Origin of the sequence: Streptococcus sp. A22 (assembly GCF_043674215.1) — a bacterium.
GTDB lineage: Bacteria > Bacillota > Bacilli > Lactobacillales > Streptococcaceae > Streptococcus > Streptococcus suis_V.
The window spans coordinates 1-15,768 of sequence record NZ_JBIMJQ010000035.1 but is presented as its reverse complement, the minus strand read 5'-3'; the positions used below and the strand labels follow the sequence as shown (position 1 = coordinate 15,768).

The following is a 15,768-nucleotide window of genomic DNA, read 5'->3' as shown; positions in this document are numbered from 1 at the left end:
AACTCTATTATACTACTTTACATATGAAAAAGCCGTTAGAAATACAATTCTAACGACTTTGTCTTCAGTCTGAAACGGATAGCGCACCAAATATGGTGCGCTATCCGTTTTTTATGGTATAATGAAAGCAAATATGAGGAGGTCTTTGCTAACCCAGTCTAACCTAGTAAAGTTTGTTAATTAATAATGATTAAGGCATAGCAATTAGATTTTTTAAATAAACTAATCGCTATGCCTTGTTTTGTCTTTTTAAGTAGTTAAAACTGTTATAGTAGGTTATTAAGATATATTTTTTTGAAAACTTTTCAATAACTTAACTAAGTTTAATTCAGTTAAGTTTTTTTCATTTTCTTGACTATTATAGTCAGGATTTTTTTGTTTCGCCTTTTTAAAGTACAAATTCAAATCTTTTTTGAAACAACTAGTTGCTTCATTATCTCTTCTGTTGAAAAATTACTATTTATTAAGTTGTGAGTCTTTTCCAATTCTATTCTATCATCATAAATTACTATATTATTTTTAAACCTATCTAAAGGATATTTTTCGAGACCAGATATTGAAGAAAAAACTTTCAGCAATTGGTATTTTAAAGAATTTTTGTACAAACAGTGGTAAAAAATAGTGTCAGAATAACCACATTCAAAATTTTCTAAATCAGGGGAGGGCACTAGACAATTTCCCTGATCTAAATATAAAGCCATAAAGTCGAAAATTGTAATGTGTCGATAACGAAGTTGTACTAATTGCCAATCAACATTGGTTTGGTATTGATTTAAACTATAAGGCATATATAAGTATGATTCAAAGGTGCATTGGAGAAGAAAAATATGGTCGATTGAAGTGTGCGTGCTGAAATTGATACAAATTATTGTTATAGTGTCATTAATGGGCTGTTTTAAAAATATGAAAAAATAATCATAAAAAACTTGTAAAAATATAATTTTTATGGTAAAATGAATGCATTAAAGTTAAAGGAGACAAAACTATGTCTGGACAAATTCGTGTATCCCCAGAAACGCTACAATCTCGTGCTCGTGAATACGGAAAAGCGTCAAATGATATTAATACTATTTTGAACAATCTTCAACGTCTTCAAGACACACTTCGTACTGAGTGGGAAGGTGCAGCATTCCAAGGTTTTGACAACCAGTTTAATGAATTAAAACCTAAAGTTCAAAACTTTGCAGAATTGATGCAACAAATCAATACACAGCTCGACAAGACAGCTCAAGCAATGCAACAAAATGACCAAGATTTGTCTCGCAATTTCGGTCTTCAATAATAAAACATCTGGTAAGGTTGGGGTGGAATCCTCAACCTTTTTATATTGGAATTAAGGAGATAATATGAATCGTAAAACATTGATGGCAAGTGGAATTGTCTTATTATTAATGGCGACACTAATAACATTCTTTGCGGTTATTAAGCCAAATTCATTAAGTACAACCTCGTCGGATAATGTTGTTCAAAATACTACGCTTAAAATTGCAGCAGTAAATGAGGATATAGGTACAACCTATAATGGACAAGTGCTCAATATGGGGACTATCCTTCTACACTCCTTTGATTTAAATACAAACTACGAAGTAGAAGTTGTATCAAGAGCAATTGCTGAAAGAGGATTAGAAAATGATGCATATCAATTGATGATTGTTCTACCAAGCAAATTCTCAGAAGAGGCTCTCGCCTTGGAACAGTCTGCTCCAAAGCAAGCAAATTTTCAATATCAAATAACATCAGATGAACAGCTAACTGTAAAGCAAGCCGAGCAAGCTGTAGTAGATTTCAAAAGTTTATTCAATAAAGATTTAATAAATATCTATTTTGCAAGCATCATTGGAAATTTACAAACAGCTCAAGCTCAGGTTAATGAAGTTGTTTCAAATGAAGGGAAAGCTTTAAACTCATACAATACGCTATTGGTTGATCCGCTGGTTCGTTATTCTAAACAGTTTACGGGCTTGGCGACTTCTCCTACAGATTTATTATCAACCTTCTCTGCATTTAACAAGGATTTGTCAAACTCAAATGATGCATTTACTTCTATCATCAATGTAGACAAATCATATGAGACTGAATTAGAACAGATTAAATCGTTCCAAGAAGCTTGGCAAACGTCCATTCTTACAAGAGAGGAAAATCTTCATGCTTTTGAAGAGCAAATCTCAAAGTTAAATGTTGATGAAAATTTAACCAGTCTCAATCAAATTAATGATCATATTGCGACAAACCTTAATGAACCAGCTGTATGGAAAGAAACCTCTGATAGAGTAAATGCCTATAATGAGGATATTACAACACTTTTGACTCAATTGAAAGAGTTAAATACTACAATTGATACTACCTTATCAAACTACGATTCCAAAATATCTGAAGCTGTTGAGAGTTCTCTAGCTGACAACAGTTCTGCTTTATCTAGTGCCAATCAAACATTAGGGAGCTACATTACAGCTCTGAATAAAAGTATGTCTGAACAGATCATTGCCAAGTGGCCGAGCAGAATGTATAGTGATGAGTCACTCGATGGATTGTCCTTATCGAATTCAGATAAACAGCACTTGAAGAATGTTAATTCTTTTATGGTTTGGTATGCGAACAAAGAAAAGTTACCATTACCAGAAATTGTCTCAGCGACATATGAATCTGAGGCGTTGAATCATATAAGAAATCAGATTGTATCACAGGTTGAACAACGTCGTGAACTGGCTTTGCCAACTCTAGAAGGAACGCTAAAGACTGTTGATATTCACGTTCCAAGTGGTTTTCAATTATTTGTAGAAGGGTTCAATCCCGTAAAAGTTAGTGATACCCACTATCAATTATCTTTTTCAAGTACGAACGATACACCAGCGAAGTTTTTCTATTCTCTAGCTGTCACAGATCAAAGTAAACTTTCAATACTAACACCTACCGTTGTTTCCTTCTCGTTCACAACAGAAGAGGAAGTAGAGGTTGTCAAACCAGGAGAACCAAAAGAAATTAGTAGAGAAACACAGGTAGAATCTACACCAGTACCAGCAACAGAAACGACATCTGCAACTACAACTAGTGAGACAGAGGCGACGGAAACAGAGGTGACTGAAACAGAGACGACAGAAACCACCGCTCCAACAACTGCTTCAAATACAACAAAAACTGTCACTATCACGTTGGCGAATGAGACTGAAAAGAAAATGGTACAGCGACGTTATGAAGTGACAGACTCGATATCAAATTGGAGTTATGATCCGACGTCAATGACGAGCGAAATTTACAAAGATGTTCAAGAGTATCTGCAACTTTCCGGGGTAGTGACAGCTTATTATGGATTGAATTTAACCCAAGGTAGTTATTTATCGACAACATTTACACCGCTAGAAGGGTCTCTGGCTTCTTTAGCTAACAGTGATGATTTGAAATCAATCGTTACTAACCTCATAAAAACCACAACTGTTGAGGCATTTAGGGATGATTTAAAAATTTCTGACGAAGAATTGAATGAGATTGAAAGTCGCTTAGCGGAGGTTGACTCCTTATTGGCTTCAATTGAAGGGCTTCGAACATCAACTACGGATTTAATATCACAAACGGGAAGTTTGATTGAAGAAACGTCAATTATTCAGAAAACACTTCAAGATAAGCCAGCATTTACTGATACAGAAAAACGAGAGAATACGGATATCGTCACTGTAAGTATGGATATGAATTCTGATCTGACTGAATTGATGGCTGCAAGCCAAAGTCTCATGGAAAAAACAAAGTCCAATCAGGCAGTTGCAGAGACAATTGAAAGCAGCATGCAACAACTCTCAACGGACGTGACAACACTAGAGACTGATGGTGAATCATTGAACACTCGTGTTAATGAATTACAAGAAATTATGGCAGGTCAGTATGGGACCAATGAAGAGTTTCTTCAACAATTTTCAACTGTATTAAGCAATACAAAGACAGGTAATCAGAAAAATCAAGCTGTTTATGACTACCTCTCAAATCCTGTAGATGCCTCCAAAATTGAAAATGTATTGACGGTTGCATCTAGTTCAACAAGCGGGGAAACACGTCAGGATGATCGAACCAGCTTAATGCTTATTCTGATTGGGTATCTGATTAGTCTTGCCATTGCATATCTTTTACAACATTCGGATATCCAAGGATTGCAGGAACGATTTAAGTTGACTCAACGCCTGTCTTGGAAAAATGCGACAGGTCCCGTTCTATTCCTCTCTATTTCATCTTTCTTGTCAGGTGCTATTCTTGCACTGGTTTCAGGTTATAAATTAGATTTTTCAATCGGTCAGACAAGCCTCTTTATCTTTTTAATGACTCTTATTGTCATAAATATGACTTATGGTGTCAATTTGTTATTAGCGAAATTGAAAAGTTTTGGCTTCGTAATCGGCGTAGCACTGATAATGCTTTACCTGAGTACAGCAACTCAACTATTTGATACATATTATGTATATTCAACGAAGTTTCTTGCGTCATTCTCCCCATTAAATTATCTGGAATTAATGATACGTAATTATATTAATCAACAAGGGGAACTTTCTATATCTGTTAGTCTTTTGGTTGCTTTAGCATTATGCTTAACCGGGGTGACAGTTTTGCTTTATCGAAAAGTTTCAAAGGAGTCTTAAGATGATAAAAAGGCTAGTTTGTGGGTTGGTTTACCTGTCATTTCTTGGAGGGCAGCTGGTTTATGCAAATGATGGTTCATTGCAAATAGATGCTAATTTAACGACTACTGCTGAAAAATCTGAAATTAGTTATATCGAACAGGAGAGCGACTTGGCAAAATTGTTTCAATCAGAAACAGAAAAATCTATTTCTGAAGTGCAAGAGGAAGCTGAGCAGTCTTATCGATTAGATAAGGAGGGTCTCTTTTTACATGATATCCAGACAGATAGTGTCATTGAGACCTACCAGCCCCTATTGTTTACTTCTAAGACGATGGTACATCGCAATGATAGCTATGGAGTGTCCCTGACCGAGAAAAAAACGGGATTATCTTTACAGATGCTTCTAATAATCGTCTTGGGAATGATAGTGACCTTGTACTCATTGTTTCGTAATAAACTAAAAGGAAAGCAGTAAGATGAAAAAGTATCGATTATTTATCAGTATTTTAGCAACACTAATGATTTTAATTTTAGGAGGGTGTGGTATGACTTCTCAGAAAGAAACATTGAAGGAAGAGAGACAAATTGCAAAAAAGATAGCTAAAGATTTTTCGTCAAAATATTTGGCGCCAGATAAAAATGAAATCACAACGATTACCTTTTATCAGGAACCGGTCGTTTCAAACGATGCAACTGGAAATGTTACATATAAATTTTACATAAATGATAATAGTGAATGGAAAGTCGGAGCTTCTGTTAAGGAACAGACCGATGAGATATGGGCTTATGGAAGTGATTATATTGACCTTGTCCATTCTGAACAAATTCTTCAAAATGATGATTTGACTATTAAACTTTGGGAGCAAAAGTAAATGTTAACAACAACTCAAGACAGTAAGATTCTATCAAATGTTTCCTATTGGATAGATACGAATAAATCTGACAAACCGTTTAGCCCTTTAAAAGGTGAGATATTAGATACTAGAGATATCAGAGGATTATCACAGAACTTCCAAGTCCTCCAAGTTGAAGACAATCAGGCTAACGGCATGCAGGCCATGGCAGTTGCTCCAGTGGTTAACTGTGATTAGGAGATATAAAATGAAAAAACGAAGAATTTTTATTAGTTTAGTAGTCGCAATCACAATTTTAATATTAGGAGGATGTGTAATGACTGAGAGTAATAAAGAAGTGAAGTACAAAGAAGAGCAGGATAGAATGGTGGAGTATTTGGCTCAGAATTATGAAGGTGTTGAAAAAATTGAGTTTATAAATTTTGAAAAGAATAATACTACAGATACATGGAGTAGTGATGCGATTGTTAATGACATTTATTATATAACCTTTAGCCTTAATGGATTCGGGGGAGAAATAGATGTAACTGAACATATTTCTAGAAGTAAAGGAAAAGAGTTACATCTGAAAAATGGGGAGGAAGATATAAATACTTCAAAAATACAGAAAGTTTATTTTGAGGAATAGAGAATGATAACACATAAAGATTATAATAGGATTGCTGACAAGGTTTATGCGGTAGATATTGGCAAAGAGGCTTTTCCAATTGAAAAAGGAGATAAAATTTTAGGGAAAAAATACAAAGTCCTCGCTGTAGAAGACAACACTGTCAACGGTATGCAGGCTATGGCTGTAGCGCCTGTGGTAGATGGTAAAGTAGATACCACACAGATTACCATCGCCTATGCGGGGACGAATTTTGGAGATGGAAAAGACCTTCAGACAGATGTGAATAGTGTCATTCTCGGACTTAATATATACACTTCGAGTATACCCGTAGGCATGACTTCAGTTAATACAACGGCTCAAAGTCAGGTTGATAGCGCCTTAGCCTTTGCGGATAAGATTCAAAAGCAGTATCCTCAAGCAAACATCGGAACGACTGGGCATTCCTTAGGGGGCTATCTGGGTCAACTTGTCGCCATCAAAAATCAATGGGCTGCGACAACCTTTAATGCCCCAAACCCTTCGAATATGCTAACTAAGGATGAAATAGCCTGGGCTAAAGCAAATACTGACATATTGGTTAGCTATCGCAATGAAAAAGATTGGATAGGAAACTATGGAGGCGATCCACTTGGAATTGCACGTGCTATTGCCCCTTACAAAGAAAATGATATTGAGGGACTTGATTCTTTGCATCATCATGGGCTCTCTACTTGGCAGTTTGATAAGCATGGCAACTTGGTGGACAAGTACGGGCTAGTAGTGGATAAGAAAAATTATTATGCAGAGGTGGATATTAATTCTGATGGGGTAGAAGATATTACTTTGTCAGCGACTAATACGACCCCTCGTAATCTATTTCTATCAAGTAGTGGTATTGGTCTATCTGGTAGTCAGAGGATCGAGATTAGTCCTGACACACTAAGGATGTTATCAAGCAATCTCAATCTGTTAGCTCTGACAGAAATTCCAGCTATGATTAAAGCTTGCCAACTTTGCCAAGAGAAAAACGAAAAAATAAAAGGTGACTTTGAAACTCGTAAGCAAAAAGTGGAGGAAAGCATTGTCCAACGCTTCAAAGAGACCCGGTTAACAGAGGTGTTTTATAGGATGCATGAGTCGGTGGGTCAACTGGTTTCAAAACGCTCGATTTTTGAACAGCTAGCCTCTCCAAAAATGTTGCGCAATACTATTCCACACCCGGCATATTTTAGCTCAGGAGCTTATTTAGAATTATCTTCTTATAATAGCACCTTGAGTCACCTTAGCTCTTATAGTCAGACATTGTCCCAACAAGCCTCTTCGGAACAGTCTAGTGGTTTTATCTTGATTAACCCAACACCAAGTGTTTTGAAATCATCAGATATTCTAGAAGAAACGGCTAAGAACCTCAAAAAGAAAAGTGAAATAATCTTTGAAGGAACAGGTCTTCGTGAAGGGAAAAAAGATGGGATTAGTGAATCCTTAACGGAGGTTTTGAACATCGAACAAGCCAATCTGGCTCAGCTAAGCTTGGCTGTAGAGAACGTTTCCCGAATGACGCTGAGTCTTGCTGACCATTTCCAAACTATGGATGACTGGCTAGGTAGTCAGATACAATCAGGGGGCAGTCTTGAGGGGTTAACCATTCAAAATGTTCCAAGGTCCTATCAAGCATATCTTGAAGAAACGGGTATTTTTGATGATGTCAAGGATGTCTTACAAGCATTTGATGAACAAGTCGAACGAAAAAGTGCTACATATGCAAAGGATGTGTCAACTGGATTTTCAACAGCTTTTCAATCCGTTCAGTCCTCGCTTGAAAGATGGTCAAATCAGTTAGAGAACTTTAATCAGTCGGTTTCGTCAATAAAAAGTTCATTTGAAGTAGATATTTATATTGATAGGAAGACCAAGGTAGACAAAGGGTTCAAGATGAAGAGGGAGTACTGGGGAAATCTCTCTAGGTTATATGATTCCAATTTAAAGTCATCGATTAGGACGGCAAACAAAGAAATCAAACCGTTAACTGAAAAATTAGTATCGGCATTGGAGATAACCAAAACAGCTCAGAGCGATCTACAAAACATGAAGCCTCAGTTGAAAGCAATCATCGAAGAAGGGGTCTACGTTGCCTTTGATTTGGATGAAATTGTAGCCAGTCAAAAAGTCATCCAGCAACAAACTGCTAGAATTGGACAAGAATTGTCTTACGTCATTGATACCTTAACTTCTCAAATGTCCGGTGAAGCCATCTCAACACTTTCACTTCAATTAAGTCAAGTTCGAACATTAACTGGTTTTTTCAATCAACTAGTTGGAGAATGTTTTGGAAATCAAGATAGCACTCTTCCAAGTATGCCTAGTGGCGTCATTAGTCCACAGGCAAGAAACTTTTCTTTAAATCCTTCATGATAGGGAGAAACCAAAATAGTTTCTCCTATTATTTTTTCTACTGAAGGTATATTTTTGATAAGTTCATGATATAATAAATAGTGAAATTAATTTAGGAGGAGTGGCTTTTTATGAATGAGTTTATCATGATTAGCTTAAATTGTAATCCTTTTGTGTCACAAGAACTGGACTTACGTGTACCAACTCATTTGACATTGAAAGAACTCTTACAGATTGTATCAGAAGCTTATAATTTAGGATTTGAATTAATCAATCCCAGTGCTAGAGATCATCAGTCTGGTCAAATACTAACAAGTACGAGTCGGTTAGAACTACTAAAAGACGGAGTATTACTACAATTGGAAACTTTATAAGATGGAGACAGGTATGGAAACACAAAAACGTGAATTAGTTGTTGAGGATGTGAAAGGAAATCGTGAGGTTGCATATGCCTTATTGACTGCTCATCATCCTCTTTTTGTTACTCAAAAAGTAGCTGAAGAAGAAAGTCGGTTGATTATTGAAAGTGAATTGACAGAGGAGTTGTATGATTGGTCTTTGCTGGAAGGCATGAATGCACAAGAAAAATTGCGTCATTTACTGAATATTGGGGAGCTTTACAGTGACTTAGAAGATTCCATTTACACTTACGAATTATCACCAGACAGTCTTGTATTTTCACGCAATGCGGAGCCTCGTTTCATCTTTAGAGGGATAAAAGAACAGCTCCCTCCCTATGAAGCTGTTACAGATACTGCCTTTCTAACTTCCTTTAAAGCTATGATTGTCTCTTTGATGGACAAAAAAGCGACTTATGATCAATTAATGGCAGGTAAACTACCATTTTATAAGGGAAATCTTTTCTGTGAATCGATTGTTCAGGCAGAATCTCTTCAGGAAGTTCAGGAAGTATTACTAGAAAAATACAACATTGAAAAGCAAGACATCACGGACAACTTTTCACTTATTAGAAATAAGTATATTTCTCGATTAAAATACATAACTGCTTTAGTTTCTATTGCTACGATAGTATCCCTTGCAGGAATCCTCTATTTCTTACTGTTTGCGATGCCACGTCAAGAAATGATATCCTCTCTCAGATTGGCGTTTATCAATAAGGACTATTCTGGAGTTGTGACGGTGATAAAGGATGCGGACTCTAAATCTCTTAGTCAAGATGATAAGTTTATTAGTGCCTATTCCGTTATCATGACAGAGCCCTTGACGGAAGAGCAAAAATCTGAATTGAGTAAGATTTCCACTCAATCAAATGAAGATTATTTACGGTATTGGATTTTGATTGGTCAAGCAAAAATTGATGAAGCAATGGATATTGCAAGTTATTTAGATGACCCTCAGTTAATGATGTATGGCTTGACGAAGAAAATTGATGAGGTGCAACGTGACTCAGAATTATCTGCTGAGAAACGTACAGAACAATTAAATAGCTATAAGAGTAAGTTAGAAGAATTGAAGAAAACCTATTTGACTCCTGAAACGGATACTCAAGCATTAACAGAATCGGAATAAAAGGAGAAGAAGATGCACTATTTAATCTATGAACAATCCGTTTATACCCTTTATCCGGAGAGGAGTTATCAACTTGGTATAGATGCTGAAATTGTTATCCCTACTAAGGATGAAATTGTATTAACTGTTGACCACGAGGGGGTTCATTTACTAGGACAATACTATACAAGTGGACGGCATGATATTTGCTTAACAGATGGGCTTCAAATAACGCTCCTATCGTTTGAAGAAACCAAATACTATCTGCTAGATGACAAGACCTTTCATTTATCTGGGAAACTGGATGCCCTTCTTTCTCTTGACGGATTTAATGGAGAAATGGTTGTAACAACAGAGGAGAATAAGCGGTATCTCCAAAGTACAATTCCTTTTTACATAAATGGTCAATTTGTAACTGGTAAACATCACATTCAGGATTATGATGAATTACTTTTTGAGCAAGGACTGGTACTTCGTTTTCAAAAGCAAGTATTACTAGTGCAGACGCTATTTACAATAAAAACCAAACTGGTTGAATTAGCGGAAGTGACAGTAGAGGATCGAACCAGTGATTTTCACCGTTCACCAAGGATTATTTTACGTGAGCCAGAAGGAAAAGTTACAATTGCTTCGGCGCCAACAGATGATGAAGGAAAAAAACAATCTCTCATTAAATTGTTGTTAACTCCTTTGGCGATGATTGTATTTACAGGTCTGACTTATCTCTTTTCATCGGGTGGAGGAATGGTCATTATGATGATGGGGATGTCTTTGGTTACTATAGGGACATCCATTCATTCCTATTTTTCAGATAGAAAATCCCATAAAGAAACTCAGAATAAAAAGATAAAAGAGTATATGGAGTATTTGGACACCAAATATGAAGATTTGGCACAATACCGCGGTGAACAAAAAGAAGCTCTTTTTTATCACAATCCAGATACATCAACGATACTTCAGATGGCTGAGAAAACAGACCGTCGAATTTATGAGAAAACACCTTTCCATTTCGACTTTTTGAGTTATCGTATTGGACTTGGTGATGTGCCTGCTAGTTTTCAAGTTGACTATGCAGACTCAGAGTTAACAAAATATAACGAAGAGACTGGTCAGAAAGTTCGAGAATTACTTAGCTACTATCGCTTAACAGAAGACGTTCCTATAACAACGACAATTTCAAGTCCAATTGGTTATATTGGTACCCGTCGTGTCGTGATTGAGCAAGTTCAGCAATTAATGATGCAAATAGCAACTTTCCAAAGTTATCATGATGTTCAGTTTATTCCGATTTTTCGAGAGGAGGAATTGTCATTATGGAATTGGAGTCGTTGGTTGCCTCATACAAAGATAAAAGCGCTGAATAGTAGAGGATTTGTCTATAGCCAGCGGACTCGTGACCAGTTATTGACCTCACTATATCAAATCATAAAGGAACGAAAACTAGATAGTGAGCAGGATAAGGGGAAAGAAAAAGTATATACACCGAGATATATCTTATTGATTACAGACTTGAGCCTCATGCTCGACCATAATATTATGGAATATATCAACGAAGATCTTTCAGATCTCGGTATTCACTATATCTTTGTAGAAGAAGTGATTGAAAGTTTGCCTGAACATGTCAAAACGGTTGTTGACTTCCGAGGTGATAAAAAAGGTACTTTGTTGCTTCAAGATGGTGTCTATGTCAATAAAATCTTCACCCCCCATCCTGCAATTGCTTTGTCAGAAAAGGATAACTTTGCTCGTCATATGGCAGCAATAAATCATGTTCAAACCTTGCGTAATTCGATTCCAAATAGTATCACTTTCCTGGAAATGTATGGAGTGAGTCGCGTAGAAGAATTGAATCTATTGAAACGCTGGGAGGAAAATGAAACATACCAAACGATGGCAGTTCCACTAGGTGTTCGAGGTCGAGATGATATTCTCTACCTCAACCTTCATGAAAAGGCACATGGACCTCATGGTCTCATTGCTGGTACAACAGGTTCTGGGAAATCAGAACTTGTACAATCTTATATCTTATCTTTGGCTGTAAACTATCACCCATATGAAGTAGCCTTTCTGTTAATTGACTACAAGGGTGGAGGAATGGCTAATCTCTTTGCGGACTTGCCACACGTCGTTGGTACCATTACAAACTTAGATGGTAACCAAGCCAATCGAGCACTTGTTTCGATTAAGGCAGAACTTAAGAAACGTCAACGAATTTTTCTTGAAAATGACGTCAATCACATTAATCAGTATACCAAGCTCTTTAAAGAAGGTAAGGTTAAAGAACCACTCCCTCATCTATTGATCATTAGTGATGAGTTTGCGGAATTGAAGGCGAATCAACCAGAATTTATGGATGAGTTGGTTTCTACAGCCCGCATTGGTCGTTCTCTTGGGGTAAAACTGATTCTTGCGACACAAAAACCAAGTGGGGTTGTAAATGATCAAATTTGGTCCAACTCCAAGTTTAAAATTGCTCTTAAGGTACAAGATGTAGCGGACTCACGAGAAGTTATTAAGACCCCAGATGCGGCAGAGATTACTCAAACTGGTCGGGCTTACTTGCAAGTGGGGAACAATGAAATTTATGAACTGTTCCAAAGTGCTTGGTCTGGAGCTGACTATAATCCAGAAGGTAGAAATAGTGTCCAACGTGATATGACAGTCTACGAAATCACAGATAGCGGCCAGTACAATGCCATCAATAAAGACTTGAGTGGACTAAACAAACAAAAAGAGACCAAGGCTGTTCCGACAGAATTGGATGCCATTGTGGAAGAAGCGCATGAACTGTTTGAGGGTCTCCATATTCCGAAAGTAGCTAGTCCGTGGTTACCACCATTAGCGGAAAAAGTTTATGCCAAAGATTTGGCTTCTGTAAACTTCAAGGACTACTGGGGAACTTCAGACAATCTTCAATCCATCTTAGTGGGCTATCAAGATATCCCAGAGCGTCAAGAACAATCACCGCTCTACTTTGATATGGAGCAACGAGGACACATTCTATTAGTCTCTAGCCCAGGCTTCGGGAAATCAACCTTCCTACAAAACTTTGCGGTAGATGTCATGCGAAAACAAACGCCAGCACAGGTCCACTTCTATCTCTATGATTTTGGGACTAGTGGCTTGATTTCGCTATCAGATTTCCCACATGTGGCAGACTATTTTGCTTTGGATGAGACAGAGAAAATCATGAAATCTCTTCGCTTCTTGATGAAAGAAGTGAAAGCTCGTAAGCGCGCCTTGTCTAAAGCCAAGGCAACGAACTTGAGTCAGTATAATCAGCTTTCAGAAGATAGTTTTCCTACTATCTTTATCGAGATTGATGGCTTTGATAGTGTCATGGATGCACCGTTCTCAGATGCCTTCTATGATGTCTTAAATGTTATTGCTCGTGATGGCGCGTCACTTGGTATCTATCTAATTGTGACCCTATCTCGCCTCAATGCCATGCGTTTGCAGCTACAATCAAACTTCAAGACCAAACTTTCTCTTTTCTTATTTGATTCGAGTGATTTGTCTGGTGTTGTTGGTCGCTCCAATATTCCACTGGACGAAATCAAGGGACGAGCTATTGCCAAGTTTGATGAGATTGTCCAATTCCAAATGGTACTACCTTATAGTAGTGAACACTATACAGATTACATTAAGGAAGTTAAGACGGAAGTTGAGGCAATGAGCGCAGCCTATAGTGGACCATTTCCAGCTGGTATACCAATGTTGCCAGAAAAGGTTACCAAGGAGGTTATGGCAGATAGCTTAGCGATGAGTCAAGACTTTGTTTTGGGACTTGAGAGGGAGGCTGTTGAGCCAGCTATCTTGAGTTTTGAACGTCCAATCCTTATGGCTTCAGATAGCCCTGCTTTTGTGAACAATTACTACAAATTGCTGGAATATCATTTGAACCGCTTATCTGGCGTTTACAATACGGTAATTCTGGATTCTAGTCAGCGGTTATCAACAAACTTCTTTGAAGGAGTCCAACGCTTTGATAGCTCTTTGGAAGTTGAAAATGTGATGAAAGCTATTATTGATGACTTCAAGAAACGCCTATCTAATCCAAGTCCAGATTATCCGAAGTGGTTGATTTTGATTCCAGATGTGGCAGCGACAGCTATGGCATCTGGCTTGAGCGAAGCAGACTTCAAACAGTTACTGGTCGAAGGTAGCCAGCATGGTGTGACCTTATTGTTGATTGGTACTTATCAAGACTTGGTATCAAATACCTACGATACTTTTGTCAAATTGGCTAATCAAATGGTGGAACAAGTATTCCTTGGCATGCGAATCAGTGATCAGAACCATACACGCTATCCATATATTAATAACGAACCAGCTCTGAGACCAAATCAAGGCTATATCTTACACCCAGAAGGGTATGAGTTTATACAATTATTAGAACTATAGAGAGGACAGAAGATGTCAGAAATTACAATGTTACCACTAGGAAGTGTCGTTATTTTAAAAGGGAATACCAAAAAAATGATGATTATTTCTCGTGTCATTGCGGCACCAGTCAAAGGTGAAGTCTATCGTTTTGATTATGGTGCTTGTCTCTATCCTGAAGGATTGATGGGGGATAGTCTCATCTACTTTAACCATGAAGATATCTTAAAGGTTGTTCAGGAGGGATATACGGATGATGATAACGAGATAATGTTAGAAAATATTGCTAATATTTTAGCTACAACGGATATTCCTAAAGGAGATGTTGCTACACTAAATGAGGTCAATGGCATCGGAGGATAAGAATGGGTAAAGTTGATTATAACCAAGTTTATCAGCTTCAGGGGCAAGTCAATAGGCATCGTTCGAGCATTTCATCCGCAAAAACCACGATTGCTTCAATTGATGATAAACTGCAGAGGCTTCGCTCAGTAAAAAAATCAATCGGTAATATTCAGAGCGATGTTAATGATATTAAAGTATCTGTCATGTTGAAAAAAGATCAACCAGATTGGAAAGGCCAGAAAAAGAATGATTTCCAAAAAAGTTGGAATGACTTTTCAGGAAGTTATAGAAATTTTCAAACAGAAATGAATACCTATTATGACGCTATTTGTGATGAAATTACACGATTAGAGAATCAAAAGAATGAGCAAAATGGGATTATTGGCTGGTGTCAAAGTCAAATCAATAACCTTAGTAATGCGATAGAGAAGCTATTCCATACGAAAGAGGGGTGAAATTCATGTTCGGAACGATACAGTTATCAAATGTTGCGTTTGGAAGTCATGTGATTAGCCTTACTTCCGCAAAAGAAAGTCTTGCAGGTGTCAGTAGCACGTTGCCAGAAACGACATCAGACTCTAAAGTGATGAAGCTTTATCAGGAACAGTTCAAGGAGCTGTCAGCTCTTGTCATAACCTACGCTTCGCTTTTGGAAACGGATATTGCTTTGATTTCACAAACAGGTCAGGAACTGGTTCACACAGATAATGTTCTTGGACATGCTTTGTTTTCAGGATTAAATTAGGAGGGGATGATGGGCTATAAAATCAAATTCGACGATATCACCTCTCTCCAGATTAGCACCCAGACAACCATTGGTTCATGGGGTGAGTCTGTTTCTAGTCTGAACACAGCTATGTCAGGTTTCATCAACGACCCTAACCTCCAAGGTCAAGCAGTTACGAGTATTCGGACTTATCTGAGCGAAGTTCACGGCACGTTCTTGCAGACATTAATCAATCTGATGAATGATTACTCCGCTAGTCTCTTGCTTTATAAGGATGGTTATTATAACATAGACAGCAACAACCATGCAGAGTTGCCAGAGAATACTTTTACGACGTTACAGTCTGACTTGAAGACGTCACGAGATCAT

At 37.4% G+C, this 15,768-nt stretch carries 15 protein-coding genes; 14 read left to right on the top strand and 1 reads right to left on the bottom strand.

The features are described from left to right. Nucleotides 1-401: 401 nt before the first annotated feature. Nucleotides 402-701 carry a hypothetical protein gene (locus ACHBHN_RS10470; RefSeq protein WP_394734063.1) on the bottom strand — a complete coding sequence of 100 codons (300 nt, stop codon included), beginning with the start codon at nucleotides 699-701 and terminating at the stop codon, nucleotides 402-404. Between the two features lie 284 nt (nucleotides 702-985). Between ACHBHN_RS10470 and ACHBHN_RS10465 the strand changes: the two genes are divergently transcribed. The 14 genes from ACHBHN_RS10465 to ACHBHN_RS10400 all read left to right on the top strand — a co-directional run. Next, complete coding sequence (locus ACHBHN_RS10465) at nucleotides 986-1,282, top strand: WXG100 family type VII secretion target (protein ID WP_044693326.1); 297 nt, start codon at nucleotides 986-988, stop codon at nucleotides 1,280-1,282. 64 nt (nucleotides 1,283-1,346) lie between these two features. Further along, nucleotides 1,347-4,619, top strand: coding sequence for a type VII secretion protein EsaA (esaA, locus tag ACHBHN_RS10460; RefSeq protein WP_394734061.1), 3,273 nt, complete (start codon nucleotides 1,347-1,349; stop codon nucleotides 4,617-4,619). Nucleotide 4,620: 1 nt separating this feature from the next. Further along, entirely contained in the window at nucleotides 4,621-5,076 is a 456-nt protein-coding gene (locus ACHBHN_RS10455; protein WP_394734060.1) for a type VII secretion protein EssA, read from the top strand. A gap of 1 nt (nucleotide 5,077) precedes the next feature. Further along, nucleotides 5,078-5,473, top strand: coding sequence for a hypothetical protein (locus ACHBHN_RS10450; protein ID WP_394734059.1), 396 nt, complete (start codon nucleotides 5,078-5,080; stop codon nucleotides 5,471-5,473). Then, on the top strand, nucleotides 5,474-5,692 hold the full coding sequence (locus ACHBHN_RS10445; protein WP_394734057.1) for a hypothetical protein: 219 nt from the start codon (nucleotides 5,474-5,476) through the stop codon (nucleotides 5,690-5,692). Between the two features lie 10 nt (nucleotides 5,693-5,702). Next, complete coding sequence (locus tag ACHBHN_RS10440; protein WP_394734056.1) at nucleotides 5,703-6,083, top strand: DUF1433 domain-containing protein; 381 nt, start codon at nucleotides 5,703-5,705, stop codon at nucleotides 6,081-6,083. Between the two features lie 3 nt (nucleotides 6,084-6,086). Then, a complete protein-coding gene (locus ACHBHN_RS10435; RefSeq protein ID WP_394734055.1) occupies nucleotides 6,087-8,456 on the top strand; it encodes an SA1320 family protein in 2,370 nt (789 codons plus the stop codon). Nucleotides 8,457-8,566: 110 nt separating this feature from the next. Next, nucleotides 8,567-8,809: a MoaD/ThiS family protein gene (locus tag ACHBHN_RS10430; RefSeq protein ID WP_044693335.1), complete on the top strand. Its 243-nt coding sequence runs from the start codon at nucleotides 8,567-8,569 to the stop codon at nucleotides 8,807-8,809. 13 nt (nucleotides 8,810-8,822) lie between these two features. Next, nucleotides 8,823-9,965 (top strand): type VII secretion protein EssB, encoded by a 1,143-nt coding sequence (gene essB, locus ACHBHN_RS10425; protein WP_394734053.1) that lies wholly within the window; start codon nucleotides 8,823-8,825, stop codon nucleotides 9,963-9,965. Nucleotides 9,966-9,977: 12 nt separating this feature from the next. After that, entirely contained in the window at nucleotides 9,978-14,348 is a 4,371-nt protein-coding gene (gene essC / locus ACHBHN_RS10420) for a type VII secretion protein EssC (protein WP_394734051.1), read from the top strand. Nucleotides 14,349-14,360: 12 nt separating this feature from the next. Further along, entirely contained in the window at nucleotides 14,361-14,690 is a 330-nt protein-coding gene (locus tag ACHBHN_RS10415; protein ID WP_105137954.1) for a DUF4176 domain-containing protein, read from the top strand. 2 nt (nucleotides 14,691-14,692) lie between these two features. Next, nucleotides 14,693-15,127, top strand: a complete 435-nt coding sequence (locus ACHBHN_RS10410; protein ID WP_394734049.1) for a DUF5082 family protein — start codon at nucleotides 14,693-14,695, stop codon at nucleotides 15,125-15,127. Between the two features lie 5 nt (nucleotides 15,128-15,132). Further along, a complete protein-coding gene (locus ACHBHN_RS10405; RefSeq protein WP_044693342.1) occupies nucleotides 15,133-15,417 on the top strand; it encodes a TIGR04197 family type VII secretion effector in 285 nt (94 codons plus the stop codon). Nucleotides 15,418-15,426: 9 nt separating this feature from the next. Next, the coding region (locus ACHBHN_RS10400) for a T7SS effector LXG polymorphic toxin (RefSeq protein ID WP_394734048.1) at nucleotides 15,427-15,768 on the top strand (342 nt) is incomplete at its 3' end.

Excerpts from the sequence above, each read along its gene's own strand:
- essC (WP_394734051.1), top strand. The coding sequence starts at position 9,978 with ATGCACTATTTAATCTATGAACAATCCGTTTATACCCTTTATCCGGAG.
- ACHBHN_RS10410 (WP_394734049.1), top strand. The coding sequence starts at position 14,693 with ATGGGTAAAGTTGATTATAACCAAGTTTATCAGCTTCAGGGGCAAGTC.
- ACHBHN_RS10455 (WP_394734060.1), top strand. The coding sequence starts at position 4,621 with ATGATAAAAAGGCTAGTTTGTGGGTTGGTTTACCTGTCATTTCTTGGA.
- ACHBHN_RS10440 (WP_394734056.1), top strand. The coding sequence starts at position 5,703 with ATGAAAAAACGAAGAATTTTTATTAGTTTAGTAGTCGCAATCACAATT.
- ACHBHN_RS10470 (WP_394734063.1), bottom strand. The coding sequence starts at position 701 with ATGGCTTTATATTTAGATCAGGGAAATTGTCTAGTGCCCTCCCCTGAT.
- ACHBHN_RS10435 (WP_394734055.1), top strand. The coding sequence starts at position 6,087 with ATGATAACACATAAAGATTATAATAGGATTGCTGACAAGGTTTATGCG.
- ACHBHN_RS10450 (WP_394734059.1), top strand. The coding sequence starts at position 5,078 with ATGAAAAAGTATCGATTATTTATCAGTATTTTAGCAACACTAATGATT.
- esaA (WP_394734061.1), top strand. The coding sequence starts at position 1,347 with ATGAATCGTAAAACATTGATGGCAAGTGGAATTGTCTTATTATTAATG.
- ACHBHN_RS10445 (WP_394734057.1), top strand. The coding sequence starts at position 5,474 with ATGTTAACAACAACTCAAGACAGTAAGATTCTATCAAATGTTTCCTAT.
- essB (WP_394734053.1), top strand. The coding sequence starts at position 8,823 with ATGGAAACACAAAAACGTGAATTAGTTGTTGAGGATGTGAAAGGAAAT.
- ACHBHN_RS10430 (WP_044693335.1), top strand. The coding sequence starts at position 8,567 with ATGAATGAGTTTATCATGATTAGCTTAAATTGTAATCCTTTTGTGTCA.
- ACHBHN_RS10415 (WP_105137954.1), top strand. The coding sequence starts at position 14,361 with ATGTCAGAAATTACAATGTTACCACTAGGAAGTGTCGTTATTTTAAAA.
- ACHBHN_RS10405 (WP_044693342.1), top strand. The coding sequence starts at position 15,133 with ATGTTCGGAACGATACAGTTATCAAATGTTGCGTTTGGAAGTCATGTG.
- ACHBHN_RS10465 (WP_044693326.1), top strand. The coding sequence starts at position 986 with ATGTCTGGACAAATTCGTGTATCCCCAGAAACGCTACAATCTCGTGCT.